Here is a 16,505-nt window from a genome sequence, read left to right as displayed (position 1 = left end):
ATATTCATGTTTGAATATACGAATTTAACTACATAGTTATTGTAATAAAGGGGGAGAAAGATGTTAGATGAATTATATAATGCTTTTTTAAATGCATCGGGTTTTACAGAAAGCGCGAGGAAACGAGATCAGTATGATAAATTACATGATTATTTAAAAGATCAAGAAAGAGAGTTAAAACGATTCATTCAAGATGCTGAATCAGCGAAGAGAGATTATGAGAGTAAAAGTAATGGCTTAGAAGCTAATAAAATTCCGGCAGTTGAATTTGAACAAAAACGTCATGAAAAGGATGAGGAATTAAATACATTATTATCCTATTTTAAAAGTGCATTAAGCGATGTTGGATCTGCGATAGGTACAGCTTATGCAAAGTATTTGGAATATAAAGCGAAAGCAGAAGCGGAGAAAGCGTCAGCATACAATGCAGCGACCAAGGCTTTTGAAGAAAAGAAAAAGGAAATTGAAAATCTTATCCATTAAACATATAAAGAATGGGGGAACCCACATGAGTGGTAAAGAGGTTGAAATTATAGGAAGTAACACTGCAAGTGCCATTTCTTATGCGCAAAATATTGAAAATGGTATGAAGGATTCTTTAAACGAAGCGAAAAACTTAAAAGCATACGTTACATGTGCGAACTGGAATTGAATATATTTGTAGTACTTTTACAAATTTAATAAATTCGTTGTATTTTAATGAAAATGAATGAGTTGGAGGTTGATGAATTATGAACCTTAGTTTTGAATATACTTTTAAACAAATTAAAATAGAAGATATAGAGAGTTTTGAAAAAAATAATGGATTAAAATTACCAGATGATTATAAGAGTTTTTTATTAAAGGATAATGGTGGTAAATCTAATAGAAGGAGATTTAGTACGAAAGATGATGTGGTTACGTCATCAATTATGATGTTCTTTCCACTATCAGAGGAAACAGAAAATAATCTGCAAAATTCTTTAAATTATTATATCAAGGGGAATAAATTACCCTCTAAATTTATTCCGATAGGGAAAGACCCGGCTGATAACATTATATGCATATCAATCCATGGTAGCGACATAGGTAGTGTTTACCACTGCCATACATACCATATAGATGATGAAGGAGAATTAGAATCAAAATTTATTAGAAAAATAGCTTCTAGTTTCACAGAATTTGTTAATGAACTTTCTGAAAAATAGAATTGCATTATTAGCAAGTAAATATGTAAAATATCCAAATCAACTAGCTTTGGTTGGACTATTGAAAAAAAGAATAGTGATGGATTAATGTTACATATAAAACATATGAATTTAAAGCACTTGATTGTCTACGAAAGGCAACAAGTGCTTTTTTAATAGATAGGCATGCTATAAATTAAGGCTAACAGAAATTACTAGTATTATATAATTGAAAATACATTAGCAAAAGGTGTAGAAATACTGCCAGATGGAAGTGTCGTTAGAACTAGAACGAACTATAGCGGGAAATTCCAAGAAGCCCATGATGCCTCTAAGGCGAGTATTCAGAGTAGGATCTCGAATTTGGAGAGTGGTGGGGTTAAGGGTACGGGTGAAGGTAGTAAGATAGAGAATATATCTAAATTAACTACAGAAGATATCCCGACTGCAAAAAGTGGCAAATTTAATGATTTCTTTAATTCTCTTTCTAGTGCAGAATTGGATGAATTATGGAAAGATAAAAAGATTAGAAAGAAAATTGAACGTCAGCTTAGAGAACCTGGTGGTTTACATGAATGGCATTTAGTATCAAGGGCTCCACAATTCAAGTTTTGGGATATAAGTGCTGAAAAAATTAAAGATTTAAGAACAGCAATATCTGATGTTAAATTTGTCAATCCTAAAGGCGTTCATGGAGGATTAGGTTCTACAAAAGCACATAATGAATTATTGGCAATTATTGATACATCAAATGACTATAACACATTTATTAGAAGACTTAATAATTGGGCCTACTATAGATTAGAGGGTGGAATTTCATCATTGCCAGAAGGATTAAGATTAAAATAGGGGTGTGTTATTTATGGAAAAGCAAGGAATGGTTTCAATATGGTTAGGTAATATTAAAACACAAAACCAGTTAGAGAAATACGTCAATTTAACATACGATGAAGACGGAGAGTCTGTACCTTCTAAATTTTTTGTGGATTTCAATATTGATATGGATGAAACAGATGAGGATTTTATTGAAAAAGCGGTATTAGAAGAAAAGAGTGATAATATCTCTGCTTTATTAGAGGGCTGTTCATATGAGGAGATTATACTACCTAAAATTAGAGGATATGTTAACTTAAATAAGTTGTATAACGCTGTTATTTTAATTTACAATTTTGAGTACGAGAACATAGTTAATTCTTTTGAGGATTTTGATTATATTACTTCTACTAGTCACCTACAATAGTAATCTCTAGATTAAAATTTGAATAAACTGTTGAATAGTGAAGCGCGTTAATCTTATATTAATTTGAAACCTTGATGGGCTATATGCCTCTCGAGGTTTTTATAATTTATGTTTAAATTAAAAGTTTATAGAGACAAAACATATATGTAAAGTTAAAGTGGACAGAAAAAGAAATAGGTATTTTGAGATTGAGAGCCCATGATGGTTATACTAGTATAAGGGATTTATTAGAAGGGTATAAAAATAGTAGACATACGGGATTAAGTAAGATGACATTTACCTTGTGACGAGTACAAAAGACCTTCATAGTATAATAAGTTAATGAATAAACACAAACTCATACGTTTTAAAGGGATTATTTGTCTTGATAAGCAAAAGCATCATAGTTTTTTTACGTCGTGAAAAGAAGTAGAAACTTAGAACAAACATATGAACTTAAAGCGCTTGATTGTCTACTTGAGGCAACAAGTGCTTTTTTAATTGAAAGGTATACTATAAATTTATAGAAATTATTTTTATGAATTAAAGCTAACAGAAATTACTAGTATTATATAATTGAAAATACATTAGCAAAAGGTGTGGACTCCGTATCCCCATTCGTTAAAGGTGTAGAAATACTGCCAGATGGAAGTGTCGTTAGAACTGGAACGAACTATAGCGGGAAATTCCAAGAAGCCCATGATGCCTCAAAGGCGAGTATTCAGAGTAGGATCTCGAATTTGGAGAGTGGTGGGGTTAAGGGTACGGGAGAAGGTAATAGGATTATTCCTGGTACTCCGGGTATTGTAATAGGAGGGAATTCTACTAAATTAGGAAAAAATATGATGACAGAAATTGGGCTTAAACGTTCAACTAAATGGAGTGGATATCAAGCACAGCATATTATTCCTTCTGAAATGGCAGATAATCCTGTAATTAAAAAAATCGGTATGAACTTTGATGACTCATTAAACGGTATTTTTCTAAGAGTACCAGATGATAATATAAGTACAATGGTTAGACACAGAGGATATCATTCTGTTTACAATGAAGTAGTTGCAAGAGCATTAAATAAAATGGATATTAACCAAAGTATTGATAGTTTACAAAAGAAGGTATATGATTTGCAAAAAAATTTAAGGGGATTACAGGGGAATGGTTTACCATTGTACCCAAGCCAAGGTGCAACAGTGGAACTTTGGGAAAGAAAGCTAAAACAATTGGAAATACAAAATAAGTAAATATCAGTAAGGTGGTAAGGTGTAATGGAAAATAAAGATATTAGTTTGCTTGAAGAATTACTTTATAATACAAATAAAGAGGATACAATTAGCCGAATAAAGAATATAGATAATCCAATAATCCTTCATTGTTTTGCAGCAAATTATAATTGGAATAGTGGATTTGATATACCAAATGCAATTCTTGAAAATAAAGATTGTGACTTAGGAACGGGATTACTAATGTTTCATTATACGGATGGATATCGGCTATTAGAAAGTCCGGAGGAAGTTTTGAATCCTCCATTAGAAGAATGGAAGGTTTTTATATTAAAACTTCAAAATAAAATTATAAATTTGGAGTTTAAAACACAAAATATATCATTTAGCCCTGAATTAACAAAAATTCAAATATTCAAGTTAAAAAAAAGCAACCCAAGTATTTCAGATATTCTTATTAATGAGTCACAAGGAAATATAATTGATATTCCTAAAATATAAATAAACATTAAAAACTCATTATAGTAAATAAATGAGTTTGGTTATAGTGATTTTATAAAGCTTACTATACTAAATTATATTTTATGTACAGATATGCTAAAGTTCGTGGTGCTAAATTTAAATATGCATAAGTATATATGAATAAAAAATAAAGTATATGTGAAGTAGATAGGAAAAATAATAGGATGTTTGAAAATACATACCCCATGATGGTTGTACAATCATAGGGTACTACGTGCAATGATAGAATAGAAAAAGACGTACGATCTTAGGTAAGATGACATTTTACTGGGCGATAAATATAAACACATGGAACGTATATGAAACTAATGAACTCGTACCAACTGAAAATGGAAAAATAAGATTTATTAATAATTTAACTGGTAAAGAATTGAAACATTTAAAAAGAATTTAAGAAGCTGATTACATTATATCTTAAAAAGTGGGCCTGATTTATTACCATTAGAACATAGAAAAATTGGAAAGGAGGATTAATATGGAAAGTCCAGGAGCTGTTTCTCTTTGGTTTGGAAATTGTACTAGCAAAATGGTGTTAAGAAAGTATGTAGAAATAAAATATGATAATGAGGGGAACAGGATTCCTTCGCGTTTTATGACTGATTTTCAAATAGATTTCATTGAGTATAACCAAGACTTATTAGAATGTACATATAATGAACATGTTACATCTTCTTTGTCTGAATTACTACAGAATGCTTCGTATTCTGAATCAATTATAAGTGAACTTATAGACTTTTATGGTGAAAATTTAGAAGAACAATATAATACTGTCATTAGGTTATATGATTTTGAATATGAAGAACTTGTTGAAAAAGCAAAACTGGATGGTAGGAACCTGAAGTATATGGGATCGGTAATTTATGAAGATTAGAAATCTAATGTAATGGTATTGAAGGATTTTAAAATGATATCGGGAGTTTTTAAGTTAGGAAGATGAAATATTAAAGGAGGTTTCACAGATCTTATAAACAATGTATTTATACCTTCGACATAGTAGTCCTGCAAATACATATTCGGATATGAATTACTTTATTTTTACTGTATATACGGAGAGTTATATGCTAAGCATGAAAGGGGCGATTATTAATGAACATACTACAGAACATCAGTGATATGTATACAGTTGATAATAAAGAACCTCCTTCGAAAGAAGAAGAAATTAAAGCGCTTCAGCATTTTTCGGTAATAGATGTACCTACAGAATATATAGAAATGATTCAGCTAGCTTCAAATGTTGAAATTAATGTTAACGACCAAATGTATATTAGGATATGGGGAGCTTCGGATTGCATAGAAATGAATGAAGCTTATAAAGTGCAGAATTACCTTCTTAATTCACTCGCAATTGGTGATGATGAAGGTGGGGGTGCATTAATTTATCTACAAGGTAAAGATGGTTTTGGTATATATTATAACAGTTTTGGAAATTTGGACATGGAGGATGCAGTTAAAATTGCACCATCTCTAACCGAGTTATTAGTAAATAATGTTGGTGTGAATATCTTATTAGACATTTGAGAACATGTAGAGACTTTGGTGTTATAGTTCATTGTAATTTGTTTTCTAATAGCTATAGGGAATACAGCAAAGATATATTTATATGATAATAACATTGTGAGAGTGTTTGAAGAATATTTCCACAATACAGAATCTTTATATGAGGTAAAGAAAAAATAACAATATCTATTATTAATATTCTTGGCTTAGTTGGTTAGTAAACAACCAGATACAAAAGAATACATATAAAGTATGAATAGGGATGTAGTAAAAATGACAATAATCCAATTTAATTCTTATCATCAAAAAGTAGAGATTAAGAGAAGTTTAGAACTTATTAACTTAGAACATAAAAAAATTAGAGAATATGTAAATTTTGATGTATGTTCTTTTGAACAATTGGATGAATTTCAAGTAGGATACAGCATTGATACAGATGGAAACTCCCTTGTAACCGCTGAGGAAGATACTTGGGACGCAAATTGGATTGTTATTGCATACGAAACTATGTGTGGAGATCCAATTATTATTGATTTAAATGAGGAAGGATACCCTATATCTTCAATCATGCACGGAATGGACAGTTGGAGTGGTGGCGATTTTCTTGCAGATTCCATGGACTCATTTATTAATTTTATGAAAGATATAGGTGATTTTCTTACTGAGAAACAAGTGTTAGAAGGTAAAAGAATGATACAAACTAAAGAATTGGAAATATTGTTAAATGAGTTTTTGGAAAGAAATAAATTTGCTGATTTTGAAATATGGCACTCTTTATTAAGTCCATTATTTGATATTGCAGAAGAATATGAGCAAACAATGGAGAGAAAAGTAAAAAAGATGAAGGAAGAAGGAAAGAAAATAACGGAAATTGCCCACATGCTTAATATAAAACCTAAAGAAGTGTATGAGTATATTAAGAAAGTTTAATAGCAACTCTTCACTTTTAAGAGAACAATCAGGCACGATGATGGAGCAATACAGGCAGAAAATGCTCAAACTTTTTTATAAAGCCGAAACAAAAATCTGCTGAAGAGGAATCCATTTTGATTAATCTTTTTTCAAAATGGATTCTTTTTATTTATCGTAAAACTTAGGATTGAGAGTTGTTTTTGATTAAACTTTATTTCAAATCTACAGTATAAACCATTTCATGCAATAATGTACGCATGACAAGTTAATTATAGTTAGATAATCACTATGATTAGCCTATTTTTGATTTAAAGCGAGGGCATTGGGGTTTCGAGGCAGCTCTGCATGAGCAAAGGTACTTACAAAAAATCAATGAAATTCAAACGAATATCCATAAGTGAATACAGTATGGAGAATGGGACTGAAGGACGACGGACGCGAAAGGTGGCTACAGGGATGAAGTATGGTGAAAATACTAAGTTAGTTGAGGAAGTTATCGAGTATATACAAAAAAGGAGCTTATTTGATAGGAATGATATAAAGTTACATGAATTATTACATGACATTGAAATTATCCATGATTTTGATAAAGCACAGGAATTGGCTTGGTCTCAAGATTTGGATGTTACCCAAATCGTTTGGGATGATATTTAATCGGATGAAAGTGCAAAATTATTAGAAGGAACTTATAACCCTAATATGGAATCAAAAAAAGATCTGTTATATGAAGTTTTTTCTAATAATTATAATTATTATCAGGATTTTATTTCAATTGATCATATAAATATTCTTGAAGAAGTAGAAAGAGATCTTGAGATGTGTGCACTAAATCGTTTAGTAAATGGAAAAGTGGATAATTTTTATGAAAAGGTATTTGAGGTGTATAAAATGGGAGGATGGCCTTGTGGATGGAAAGGTGAGTACCTGAAAGGGAAAATGATTGTCTACTTACCAAATGAAAAATGAAGGCTTACATACCGATATACTTTATGAATTTAATGAAATCTATAGTGAAATGATTATAGAGAGGTGACAGGCAATAATCGATACGTTTAAATATCTTGATAGTTCAGGAGGGATTATTAAATGATTAATCTATTTAATATTCCAGATTTGATAGAAAAATCAGCAGCGAGTGATATTGAAATTCAAGCAGTAGAAAATCGCATGAATGTTACATTACCTAATGTATATAAGGGTTTATTGAGATGTACAAATGGGTTTTCAATCGGTGGTGGGTTATTTATTTATGGTACGGAGCATATTGCAGAAAGGAACGAGGTTTGGGAAGTAGATGAATATGCAATGGGGTATGTCTCAATTGGTGATGATGGCGGAGGTAATGTATTTTTAATGGCTCAACATGCAGAGGGAAAAGAGGTGTTAGTAATTGGTTCTGGGGATATGAATCCTAGCCATGCTACTGTAATTACCGCTGATTTTAAAAAATGGGTAAATAGTGGTTGCGTAAGTGAAATAGAACAGAAAACAATAAATAAGTCGTCTGATATTTGTAATATAGTGTTAGTGAGAACTCCTAGTGAAGGTTTGAAAGATTTAATAAGAATAAAGAACGTATTAGGGCTTGAGATTTCCGCAATTGATTTGCTAAAGGGTTCAAGAAATCTTCCTTATATATTAGTAGGGAAATATCCATATGGTAAGGCGAAAAAACTAATTGAAAAATTAGCAATTGATAGTACTATACTGAGTATAGTAGTGGCTGAAAAAAACAGTTAATGTTAGAGGGTAACTTTTATACGATTAAAGAAATTGATATGGATCCAAGAGAGTAAACAGGGAGAGTTAAAAATGATAATAAATGATGCAGTTTTTGGTGAGATTGAGTATACATATGGATGGGTTAAGGACATTACCTTTGAATTTTGTGGAAAAGAAGTTGAAATAGCATTGATAGTGAAAGGTGAAAAAGAAGGTAAGTTTGATGAAGAACAATATACTGCTTATAATTCATTATTGCAAAATTGGGAACGACTGCAGCAAGGTTTTTTACAAGCGATTTTAGACTATTACAAGCAAGAGCGTCAACAATTAGGATATGATATTGGATTTAATGAAAATTATCCGCATATCGAAACAATTGATCAATTACTTAAGAGGATCACTTTAGTTGGAATTGTAGTCCCATATGGAGATATTAATGAAGAGCGAGATAGTGGGATAACTTTCGATTGTACGTGGGATACAGAGAATGGATTAGGAATACGTCTACTAAATGAAAAAGTAACTGAAGTGGGGTATCAAGACGTTGCCATTTAACTTTTAATCTAAGGAGTGAAAAAGTAGTATGAAAGAATTTGAGGAAAAATTTAGTGAATTGCAAGCTGATATAGTATCCATATGTATGGAATATGTTGAAAATAGAGCCGATAAAGTATATGTTTACGCTTCATGTGAAGAAGATATGATTTCTAGTAGTTTCTTTTATTTAATTAACAATAAGCATGTAGAGTGTCACAAGGTTAATGATGCATTGGAAAATGGAGAAGAAATATATGATGTATCTCCAGAACGAATGTTTCAGGTTCTACAAATTATAAGTGAAGATATCGAAGAAATTGAAATACTATGCAAAGAATACGAAAAAGATATGCCAACTGAGATGAGATTAATATACGATGCTCAGAGTGGTAAGTTTAAAGCTGAATATAAGTATGAATTAATACATACAAATGAGGATGTAAAAACGGCTGATGATTTTGCTGATGAGTGGTTTGAGGAAGTGAAAAATAATAAACTTTAAAAAATTTATAGTAATAGATATATTTATATTGAATTAATAACTCATGAAAGTTTTAGCATCCATTTGTAGAATAGCATTTGGATAGTATTTAGTGACTTGTAAAGGTTACAGCATTTGCATACAGGAGTGACAAAGTATTGCTGTAATTAATTTAAAATGTATTATGAAGTGTACAGGAAAATAATAGGCTGTTAGAAAGTACGTACTTCATGATAGTTGGACCATCATAGGGTACAATGTGCAATGATAGAATAGAAAAAGAAGTACGAGCATAGGCGAGATGACATTTTACTGGATGATGAATATAAACACATAGAATGGACATAAAACTAACGAACTCGTAAAAACTTACAAAATTAACGATACTTAAAAACATATGAACCTAAAGCACTTGATTGTCAATTAAAGGAAACAAGTGCTTTTTTGCGTTTTAGCATAGAAAATTAATAGAGAACTATAATTTTATTATGTAAACATTTTTTCTGTTTTTTACATAGTGTATACAACTAACGAGGAGATAAATATTCACTATTACTTTCATTCCTGTTATAAAAAATTCTACAATAGAAGACAGAACGTATATTTGGTATAATCAAAACATACTATATGAAATGATGTACATGAGTTTGAAATTCATGTAATAAGGTAAGTACTACATAACAATAACTAATATTTAAAGTTCTCGTACCTATAGGATTCAGTTCATGTTATACAAATCAGTTGTTAGAAAGGAAAAGATGTAATGAATCAAATTTCATTTGAAGATTTATTTGAAGAAGAAAAAGAAAAAGTGGAGGTAGCTGAGATCTCAGCACCTTTATCGCCCTTGCAAAAAGATATTTTGGGATTATTTAATTCTGAAGAAATAAGTGCACTTGAGCTATGCGAACAATTAATACGATCTGGTAAAATATCAGATGAAAGATTTACAACGAATAAGCCTAAAGCCTTTGGACAAGTATGCTTAATATTAGAAGGGTTTGTTACAGAAGGAAAGCTTACTTTTATCAAAAATGATGAGAAAAGAGATAGGGTATATAAATTGATAGAAGAAGTATGAGATGTATAGAGGGAAATGAATGATTGGTTCCCTTTAACTTTCAGTCCCGTTAGTCTAGTAATGTCCACAAAAAAGGTGTCAATCTTTCCTAGATTGACACCTTCATACTTTTAACACCTTACATATTTACGTTTGAAACCAAGTCTTCCTCTATCAAGTTCTTTCTGAATACTTTCGGAAGCATTTAGTAAACTGCTTTTTTTCTTATCACGTTTTACTTCAACTATACCAACTTCTTTTGCAGTCTCGACTGCTTTTTCGTGTAGTGGTACATATGAAATTGCCACAGTGTTTAGAAAATTATTCCCCTTTTATTTATGACGATCGCCGTAAGGTCATTGCCCAAAATAAAAGAGCACAAGCACTAACGGATGCACCTAATATACAAACTCCGTTCCATCCGTAGCTTGCATAAATGTTTGTGGAAAGAATTGCACCTGTTGCACTGCCGATAGAATAAAAAATCATGTAACTGGCAGTGAGGCGACTTCTCGCTTCTGGACGCACTGTGAAAAGCATACTTTGATTGGTGACATGTACAGCTTGCACAGCTAAATCTAAAAGGATAACACCGATAACTAGTAGGAATAGAGAATGGTTCATTAATTTAATTAGGAGCCATGAAAGTAATAATAAGGATAAGGCTATGCCAGTAGTTCTCTCTCCGAATCCGCGATCAGCAAGTTGTCCGGCTTTAGTGGCAGCTAATGCACCAGCAACTCCAGCAAGACCAAATGCTCCGATAGCTGTATGTGATAGATTATATGGTGCAACACTTAGAGGTAAAACTAATGAAGTCCATAAAATACTGAATGAAGTAAAAATAAGCAATGCTAATATTCCGCGAATACGTAAGATCCTTTCTTCTACAAATAATAAGAGAACAGAACGTAATAATTTACGATAGGTCATAGCTGTTTTTTTATGTTCAAGACTAGGTAAATTACGATATAACAAACCAATTACGAAGAGCATAAGTACAGCAGAGGTAAGATAAACGGAACGCCATCCCGCTAGATCTGTTAATGTTCCGGCAAATGTACGTGCAAGTAGAATTCCTATTACGACACCACTCGTGACGAAACCTACTATTCGCCCACGGTCTTTTGGGTTAGCTAAAATGGATGCGTATGCGACGAGTGTCTGCGTAACAGTCGCAAGAATTCCGACTAAGGCCATACCTATAAAAAGTACGGTACTGGAAGGAGCGACTCCGACCACAATTAAAGCGAAAACGGATAAAAGCATTTGAACAATGATAAGTCTTTTTTGGTTTAACAAATCACCAAGTGGAACTAATAAAAGTAATCCGAGTGCATAACAAACTTGAGTAATCGTAATAACGACACCAATAGTTGAATGGTTGATCTTAAACGCATTTGATAAAGAATCAAGTAGAGGATGAGCGAAGTATATATTCGCCACAGCCATCCCGCAAGCTATTGAAAATAATAGAGTTATATAGCGGGGCATGATTGTATTGATAGGTGATTGGAACTGATCATTATTCTGTGTAAGAGCAGCTGTCATTTTTTCTTTAATATCCATAATATCATCTCCTTTTGTTATTAAAATAATGTACCGAACGGTATGTTATTTCGTAAGTCAAATATAATCAGGGATAAGTTACTATGTCAAGTGAATTGTAAATTAAATTCAGTTTCTTTTGACATATCATTTATAATTTAATACGATATATAATATACTGATTAGTACATAAAAACGTGATTTATAATTTAGAAAACAGGTGAAAAAAGAGGAGGGGTTAAATGGCTCGACTACGTGAATTTGATAAAGAAAAAGCTTTGAATGCTGCTATGCAACTTTTTTGGGAGAAAGGATACGCTGCTACTTCATTAAGTGATCTAACTGCTAAAATGGAAATACAAAGACCGAGTTTATATGCAGCATTTGGTGATAAAGAAGGGCTGTTTGAAGCTGCATTACGGAGATACACGAATTTACACGCAGCTAGCATTCGAACAAAACTTCAAAAAGAACAATCTGTAAAAGAGGCCATTCGTATATTTTTTGAAAATATGGTGGAAGAGGAATATAAAAAAGAATCAAATAAAGGCTGTTTTTGTATTAACACAATGGTGGAACTTGCTCCTCATAATGAAAAATTTGAAGTGCTGACTAGAGAACATCAAATGTATCTTTCAGTTATATTTCAAGAATTAATTACTAAAGGAATTCAGTCTGGAGAACTGCAAAGTGATGTGAATGCTAAAGCATTGGCACAAACGCTAGTCACTTCATTAATTGGATTAACGGTGTTAATGAAATCTCGCCCAGAACGTTCAGTTGTAGATAATTCGGTATGTATCATATTATCGTTACTAAAATAAATGTAACAGAAGTGTATTTCAATCAACTATGTCGATTATAGACACTTTTATTTATAAACTTTTAACTTTAAGCACTGAATTGTCTACGAAGGCAACAAGTGCTTTTTATTTTCGTGTAAATATGAGCAGGTGAATCATAATGGTTGTCTGCAATATATGAAGATTGTTGGAGACATTTGTAATTAGGAATCGGATAAGAGAGGAATGAAAACACTATATAAGCCCCTTATAAGCACCTACCAAGTAATAAATCACTAAGAAAAAACAAAAACAAAAACAAAAACAACTACAAGAACAAAACAAGCGCGAAAAAATAAAACCGTCGTTGTAGTAGTTAAAAAAATTTGGAACTCGAATTCCAAAACCGTTACCTCATTCCTATATTTATATTGAAGGATTGGAATTTTCCTTTTTACTAGTAAAGAGCGGGAGGAAAACTGATGGCGGTGTACCGTAATGTGCAGGTGAACTTTTGGCAAGATGAATTCATATTAGATTTAACGCCAGAGGAGCGTTATTTTTACATATATTTGTTAACTAGTACGAAAACGAAGCAATGTGGTATTTACATATTACCGAAGCGTTTGGCAGAGCTTGAAACTGGTTACAGTATGGAGACTGTTGAGAAGTTATTGAACCGGTTTGTGGAATACGGGAAGATTTTATATGATGCGGAAACGAAAGAGTTATTCATTATAAATTGGTTACACTATAATCCTATTTTTAATACGAACATAGAGAAATGTGTATTACGTGAGCTGAAAATGGTGAAAAGTAAAGAGTTCCTACATAAGTTTTTACGTAAATGTCTTGAAGAAGAATGCAAGATTCCATTATTACTTCAGTATTTTGGTATGCCAGAGGAAGAGGTTGATAGTAATTCACAACAAGTAATTATTCAAGAGAAGGAAGAGGTAGAAAGAGTAGAGGATGCCACTCCGCATAGTGAAGTTTATAAATTTTACGAACAAAACATTAGTAGTCTATCTCCATATATCGCGAAGGAATTAAAGGAATGGATGCAAAGAATTTCAGGAGATAAAGTACTAGAGGCACTTAAAATTGCGTTTGAAAATAATAAGGGGACACTTGCTTATGTAAAGGGGATTTTGAAGAATTGGTGTAAGAAAGGACGAGTAAGCTTCAATAAAGGAAAGGAAATAGTGCGTAAGAGAGAAGTATTCAGTTTGTATGATCCATAGCATGAGCAAGTAATGATTTCTTCTTTTCTAAAAGGTTCTTTCACAATAGAAGCGAATAGATTGAGAGAGGAGGGATTGTATGGAAGTCGTCATAAAAAAGAAACGAAATAGGGGAAAAAGAATTTTTATTTGGTCTAGTAGTATCGTTCTTTTTTTGTTTATTTGCGCTATGATTTTTTTGAACATATATACGCTTAGTTCTGTGCCAAAGATAGATGGAACGATAAAACTTAAGGATTTACAACATGCTGTTGCGGTGAAACGAGATAGTAAAGGTGTACCACATATTAAAGCGGAAAATGCGCATGATTTATATTTCTCGCAAGGGTATGTACAAGCGCAAGATCGTTTGTTTCAAATGGATTTAAGTAGAAGACAAGCTTCTGGTATGTTAAGTGAAGTTGTAGGGGAAGCAGCTGTTGATCGAGATAAATTGTTTCGAACGCTCGGTTTACGGCGAGCGGCAGAAGCATCTGTTAGTCAATATGATGGAGAAGCGAAATATGCCCTGCAGTCATTTGCTGATGGGGTGAATACTTTTATACGTGAGGCAAAAGAGGAAAAGAAATTGCCGGTTGAGTTTACTATATTAGGATATGAACCTGCTGAATGGTCAATCGTGGATTCTTTAACGATTGGAAAGTATATGGCGTTTGATTTAGGAGGACATTGGCACGGACAAGCATTTCGATATTGGGCGTTGAAAAATCTTCCGGAAGAGCAAGCAAATGAGCTATTTCCTACATATCCGAAAGATGCGCCTAGATTGCTAGCTGAATTGAAAAATACAAATGTGGACGTAGCACAAAGTTTTTCAAAGACAGTTATTCCACCAGAGTTTAACGGTAGTAATAACTGGGTTGTGAGTGGTGAAAAGAGTGTATCTGGTAAGCCAATTTTAGCGGATGATCCTCATTTATCTCTTGCGACACCTTCTATTTGGTATCAATCGCAACTTGAAATGAAAGATTTACATGTGAGTGGCGTTATTTTCGCAGGAGTACCAGGCGTTATATTAGGACACAATGACAAAATAGCATGGGGCGTTACGAATACAGGTCCCGATGTGCAAGATTTGTATATTGAAAAGAGAAATCCTAATAATGAAAATGAATTTTTGTATAACGATAAATGGGAAAAGGCTACGGTTGTTAATGAATCTATTAAAGTAAAAGGCGGGAAAACAATTCCGTATAACGTTACGGTTACGAGGCATGGTCCAGTTATTTCAGAGTTTGCGGATAAGGGGAAAGAGAAAACGAAAACAGTATTCGCTTTGAAATGGACTGCTTTGGAGCCTTCTGCTGAATTAAAGGCTGTATTAAATATGAATAAGGCGAAAGATTGGAATGAGTTTGAAACGGCTCTTCAAGATTTTCATACACCGACTCAAAATTTTGTGTTTGCATCAAACGATGGCACAATTGCTTATAAAGCGAATGGAAATATACCAGTGCGTAAAAAAGGCGATGGTAGTTTGCCTGTGCCAGGGTGGACAGACGAATATGAATGGGAAGGGTATATTCCGTTTGATCAGCTACCGAAAGTAATAAATCCAAAACAAGGGTTTATTTCAACTGCAAATAATAAAATCGTTGATGACGCTTATCCGTACCATATTAGTAATACGTGGGCGCAGCCATATAGGCAAATGCGTATTCAAGAGTTTTTACAAGAGAAGGAAAAGTATACGGTGAAAGATTTAGAAGATTTACAGATGGATCAAAAAAATTTATATGGGAAAGAGTTTACTCCTATATTGTTAAAAGAGTTAAATAAAGCATCTTTAAATGAAGTAGAGAAAGAAGGCGTAAAACAATTAACAAAGTGGAATTTTTACGATAGTAAAGATGAAGCTGCACCATTAATATTCCATTTGTTAATGAAAGAGATTTCGAATACGCTATTTTCAAAAGAAATACCGAAAGATGTGATGGAGTTATTTGAAGGGAAGTCACAAGTAGTTGATGAATTGATTCGAAAAGAAGTAGCAGGAGAAAATAGCGCTTGGTTTACGAAGTACGGAGGCTTCACGAAAGTTGTGCATACATCGTACGAGAAAGTAATGAAGAAATTACAGAAGGAATATGGACCGAATGTTACGGAGTGGAAGTGGGGCGATTACCATCAACTGGCGTTCACACATCCAATTTCAAAATCATCTAGTATGCTAGCACTATTTGCATTTAATCGTGAAAAACCAATTCCAATCGGCGGAAGCCAAGTTACCGTTCAAGCAGCGAGTTACGGAGATAACGGTATTGTCAATCACGGAGCTTCTTGGCGATTCGTTATTGATACGAAAGATATGTCAAACGGTTATCATATCGTAGGGCCAGGACAATCGGGACATTTTAGAAGCGATTGGTACCATGATCAAATAGATGATTGGGTGAACGGTGAGTATCATACGACTACATTGAATATGGATGGAATAGAGGGGAAGGTGTTAACTTTAGAGCCGAAGTGATAATATTTCCACTGATGAAAACTGTTAAATTAGAACATAACCAAGTTCTTAAATAATTTTAAAAGCCTACTATCAGTTAAATTGATAGTAGGCTATTGTATTTTAGAGAATAAGATTCAATG

The 16,505-nt window shown here is 32.7% G+C and carries 18 protein-coding genes and 3 pseudogenes; 19 read left to right on the top strand and 2 right to left on the bottom strand.

The features are described from left to right. Nucleotides 1-60: 60 nt before the first annotated feature. From NSQ08_RS14830 to NSQ08_RS14755, 16 genes and pseudogenes are all read left to right on the top strand, one after another. Entirely contained in the window at nucleotides 61-483 is a 423-nt protein-coding gene (locus NSQ08_RS14830) for a hypothetical protein (protein WP_113769931.1), read from the top strand. 25 nt (nucleotides 484-508) lie between these two features. Next, nucleotides 509-649: pseudogene (locus tag NSQ08_RS14825) on the top strand (WXG100 family type VII secretion target); the annotation flags it as partial. 82 nt (nucleotides 650-731) lie between these two features. Continuing rightward, on the top strand, nucleotides 732-1,187 hold the full coding sequence (locus NSQ08_RS14820) for an SMI1/KNR4 family protein (protein WP_002033063.1): 456 nt from the start codon (nucleotides 732-734) through the stop codon (nucleotides 1,185-1,187). A gap of 204 nt (nucleotides 1,188-1,391) precedes the next feature. After that, nucleotides 1,392-2,015, top strand: coding sequence for a hypothetical protein (locus NSQ08_RS14815; RefSeq protein ID WP_340780165.1), 624 nt, complete (start codon nucleotides 1,392-1,394; stop codon nucleotides 2,013-2,015). 13 nt (nucleotides 2,016-2,028) lie between these two features. Then, entirely contained in the window at nucleotides 2,029-2,406 is a 378-nt protein-coding gene (locus tag NSQ08_RS14810; RefSeq protein ID WP_199710085.1) for an immunity 22 family protein, read from the top strand. 578 nt (nucleotides 2,407-2,984) lie between these two features. Beyond that, complete coding sequence (locus NSQ08_RS14805; RefSeq protein ID WP_340776363.1) at nucleotides 2,985-3,626, top strand: AHH domain-containing protein; 642 nt, start codon at nucleotides 2,985-2,987, stop codon at nucleotides 3,624-3,626. A gap of 24 nt (nucleotides 3,627-3,650) precedes the next feature. After that, nucleotides 3,651-4,106, top strand: coding sequence for a DUF4274 domain-containing protein (locus tag NSQ08_RS14800; protein WP_131245471.1), 456 nt, complete (start codon nucleotides 3,651-3,653; stop codon nucleotides 4,104-4,106). 496 nt (nucleotides 4,107-4,602) lie between these two features. Next, nucleotides 4,603-4,998 carry an immunity 22 family protein gene (locus NSQ08_RS14795; protein WP_063218239.1) on the top strand — a complete coding sequence of 132 codons (396 nt, stop codon included), beginning with the start codon at nucleotides 4,603-4,605 and terminating at the stop codon, nucleotides 4,996-4,998. A 215-nt stretch (nucleotides 4,999-5,213) separates the two neighbouring features. Beyond that, entirely contained in the window at nucleotides 5,214-5,645 is a 432-nt protein-coding gene (locus NSQ08_RS14790; protein ID WP_063218240.1) for an SMI1/KNR4 family protein, read from the top strand. Between the two features lie 252 nt (nucleotides 5,646-5,897). Next, nucleotides 5,898-6,554 (top strand): SMI1/KNR4 family protein, encoded by a 657-nt coding sequence (locus tag NSQ08_RS14780; RefSeq protein ID WP_340776350.1) that lies wholly within the window; start codon nucleotides 5,898-5,900, stop codon nucleotides 6,552-6,554. A 438-nt stretch (nucleotides 6,555-6,992) separates the two neighbouring features. Then, nucleotides 6,993-7,190: a hypothetical protein gene (locus NSQ08_RS29930; protein ID WP_445686020.1), complete on the top strand. Its 198-nt coding sequence runs from the start codon at nucleotides 6,993-6,995 to the stop codon at nucleotides 7,188-7,190. A 126-nt stretch (nucleotides 7,191-7,316) separates the two neighbouring features. Beyond that, nucleotides 7,317-7,502, top strand: a pseudogene (locus NSQ08_RS29925) (cytoplasmic protein); the annotation flags it as partial. A gap of 120 nt (nucleotides 7,503-7,622) precedes the next feature. Then, nucleotides 7,623-8,276 carry an SMI1/KNR4 family protein gene (locus NSQ08_RS14770; protein WP_340776347.1) on the top strand — a complete coding sequence of 218 codons (654 nt, stop codon included), beginning with the start codon at nucleotides 7,623-7,625 and terminating at the stop codon, nucleotides 8,274-8,276. A 72-nt stretch (nucleotides 8,277-8,348) separates the two neighbouring features. Further along, nucleotides 8,349-8,816, top strand: coding sequence for a DUF2004 domain-containing protein (locus tag NSQ08_RS14765; RefSeq protein WP_340776344.1), 468 nt, complete (start codon nucleotides 8,349-8,351; stop codon nucleotides 8,814-8,816). 28 nt (nucleotides 8,817-8,844) lie between these two features. Next, a complete protein-coding gene (locus tag NSQ08_RS14760; protein WP_340776341.1) occupies nucleotides 8,845-9,300 on the top strand; it encodes an immunity protein YezG family protein in 456 nt (151 codons plus the stop codon). Nucleotides 9,301-10,042: 742 nt separating this feature from the next. Further along, a complete protein-coding gene (locus tag NSQ08_RS14755; protein WP_340776338.1) occupies nucleotides 10,043-10,360 on the top strand; it encodes a DUF3895 domain-containing protein in 318 nt (105 codons plus the stop codon). A 110-nt stretch (nucleotides 10,361-10,470) separates the two neighbouring features. Here the strand turns inward: NSQ08_RS14755 and NSQ08_RS14750 are convergent. Beyond that, a pseudogene (locus tag NSQ08_RS14750) lies at nucleotides 10,471-10,665 on the bottom strand (DNA alkylation repair protein); the annotation flags it as partial. A 10-nt stretch (nucleotides 10,666-10,675) separates the two neighbouring features. Then, complete coding sequence (locus tag NSQ08_RS14745) at nucleotides 10,676-11,908, bottom strand: MFS transporter (protein ID WP_340776335.1); 1,233 nt, start codon at nucleotides 11,906-11,908, stop codon at nucleotides 10,676-10,678. A gap of 221 nt (nucleotides 11,909-12,129) precedes the next feature. Between NSQ08_RS14745 and NSQ08_RS14740 the strand changes: the two genes are divergently transcribed. From NSQ08_RS14740 to NSQ08_RS14730, 3 genes are all read left to right on the top strand, one after another. Continuing rightward, complete coding sequence (locus NSQ08_RS14740) at nucleotides 12,130-12,711, top strand: TetR/AcrR family transcriptional regulator (protein ID WP_340776332.1); 582 nt, start codon at nucleotides 12,130-12,132, stop codon at nucleotides 12,709-12,711. Between the two features lie 440 nt (nucleotides 12,712-13,151). Beyond that, on the top strand, nucleotides 13,152-13,913 hold the full coding sequence (locus NSQ08_RS14735) for a DnaD domain-containing protein (RefSeq protein ID WP_340776329.1): 762 nt from the start codon (nucleotides 13,152-13,154) through the stop codon (nucleotides 13,911-13,913). A gap of 79 nt (nucleotides 13,914-13,992) precedes the next feature. Then, on the top strand, nucleotides 13,993-16,383 hold the full coding sequence (locus tag NSQ08_RS14730) for a penicillin acylase family protein (RefSeq protein WP_340776326.1): 2,391 nt from the start codon (nucleotides 13,993-13,995) through the stop codon (nucleotides 16,381-16,383). Nucleotides 16,384-16,505 lie beyond the last annotated feature (122 nt).

The organism is Bacillus sp. FSL E2-8887, from assembly GCF_038007205.1.
In the GTDB taxonomy this organism is placed as follows: Bacteria; Bacillota; Bacilli; order Bacillales; family Bacillaceae_G; genus Bacillus_A; species Bacillus_A mycoides.
Note: the sequence above shows the minus strand (reverse complement) of the source record. Positions and strands in the feature narration are given on the sequence as shown.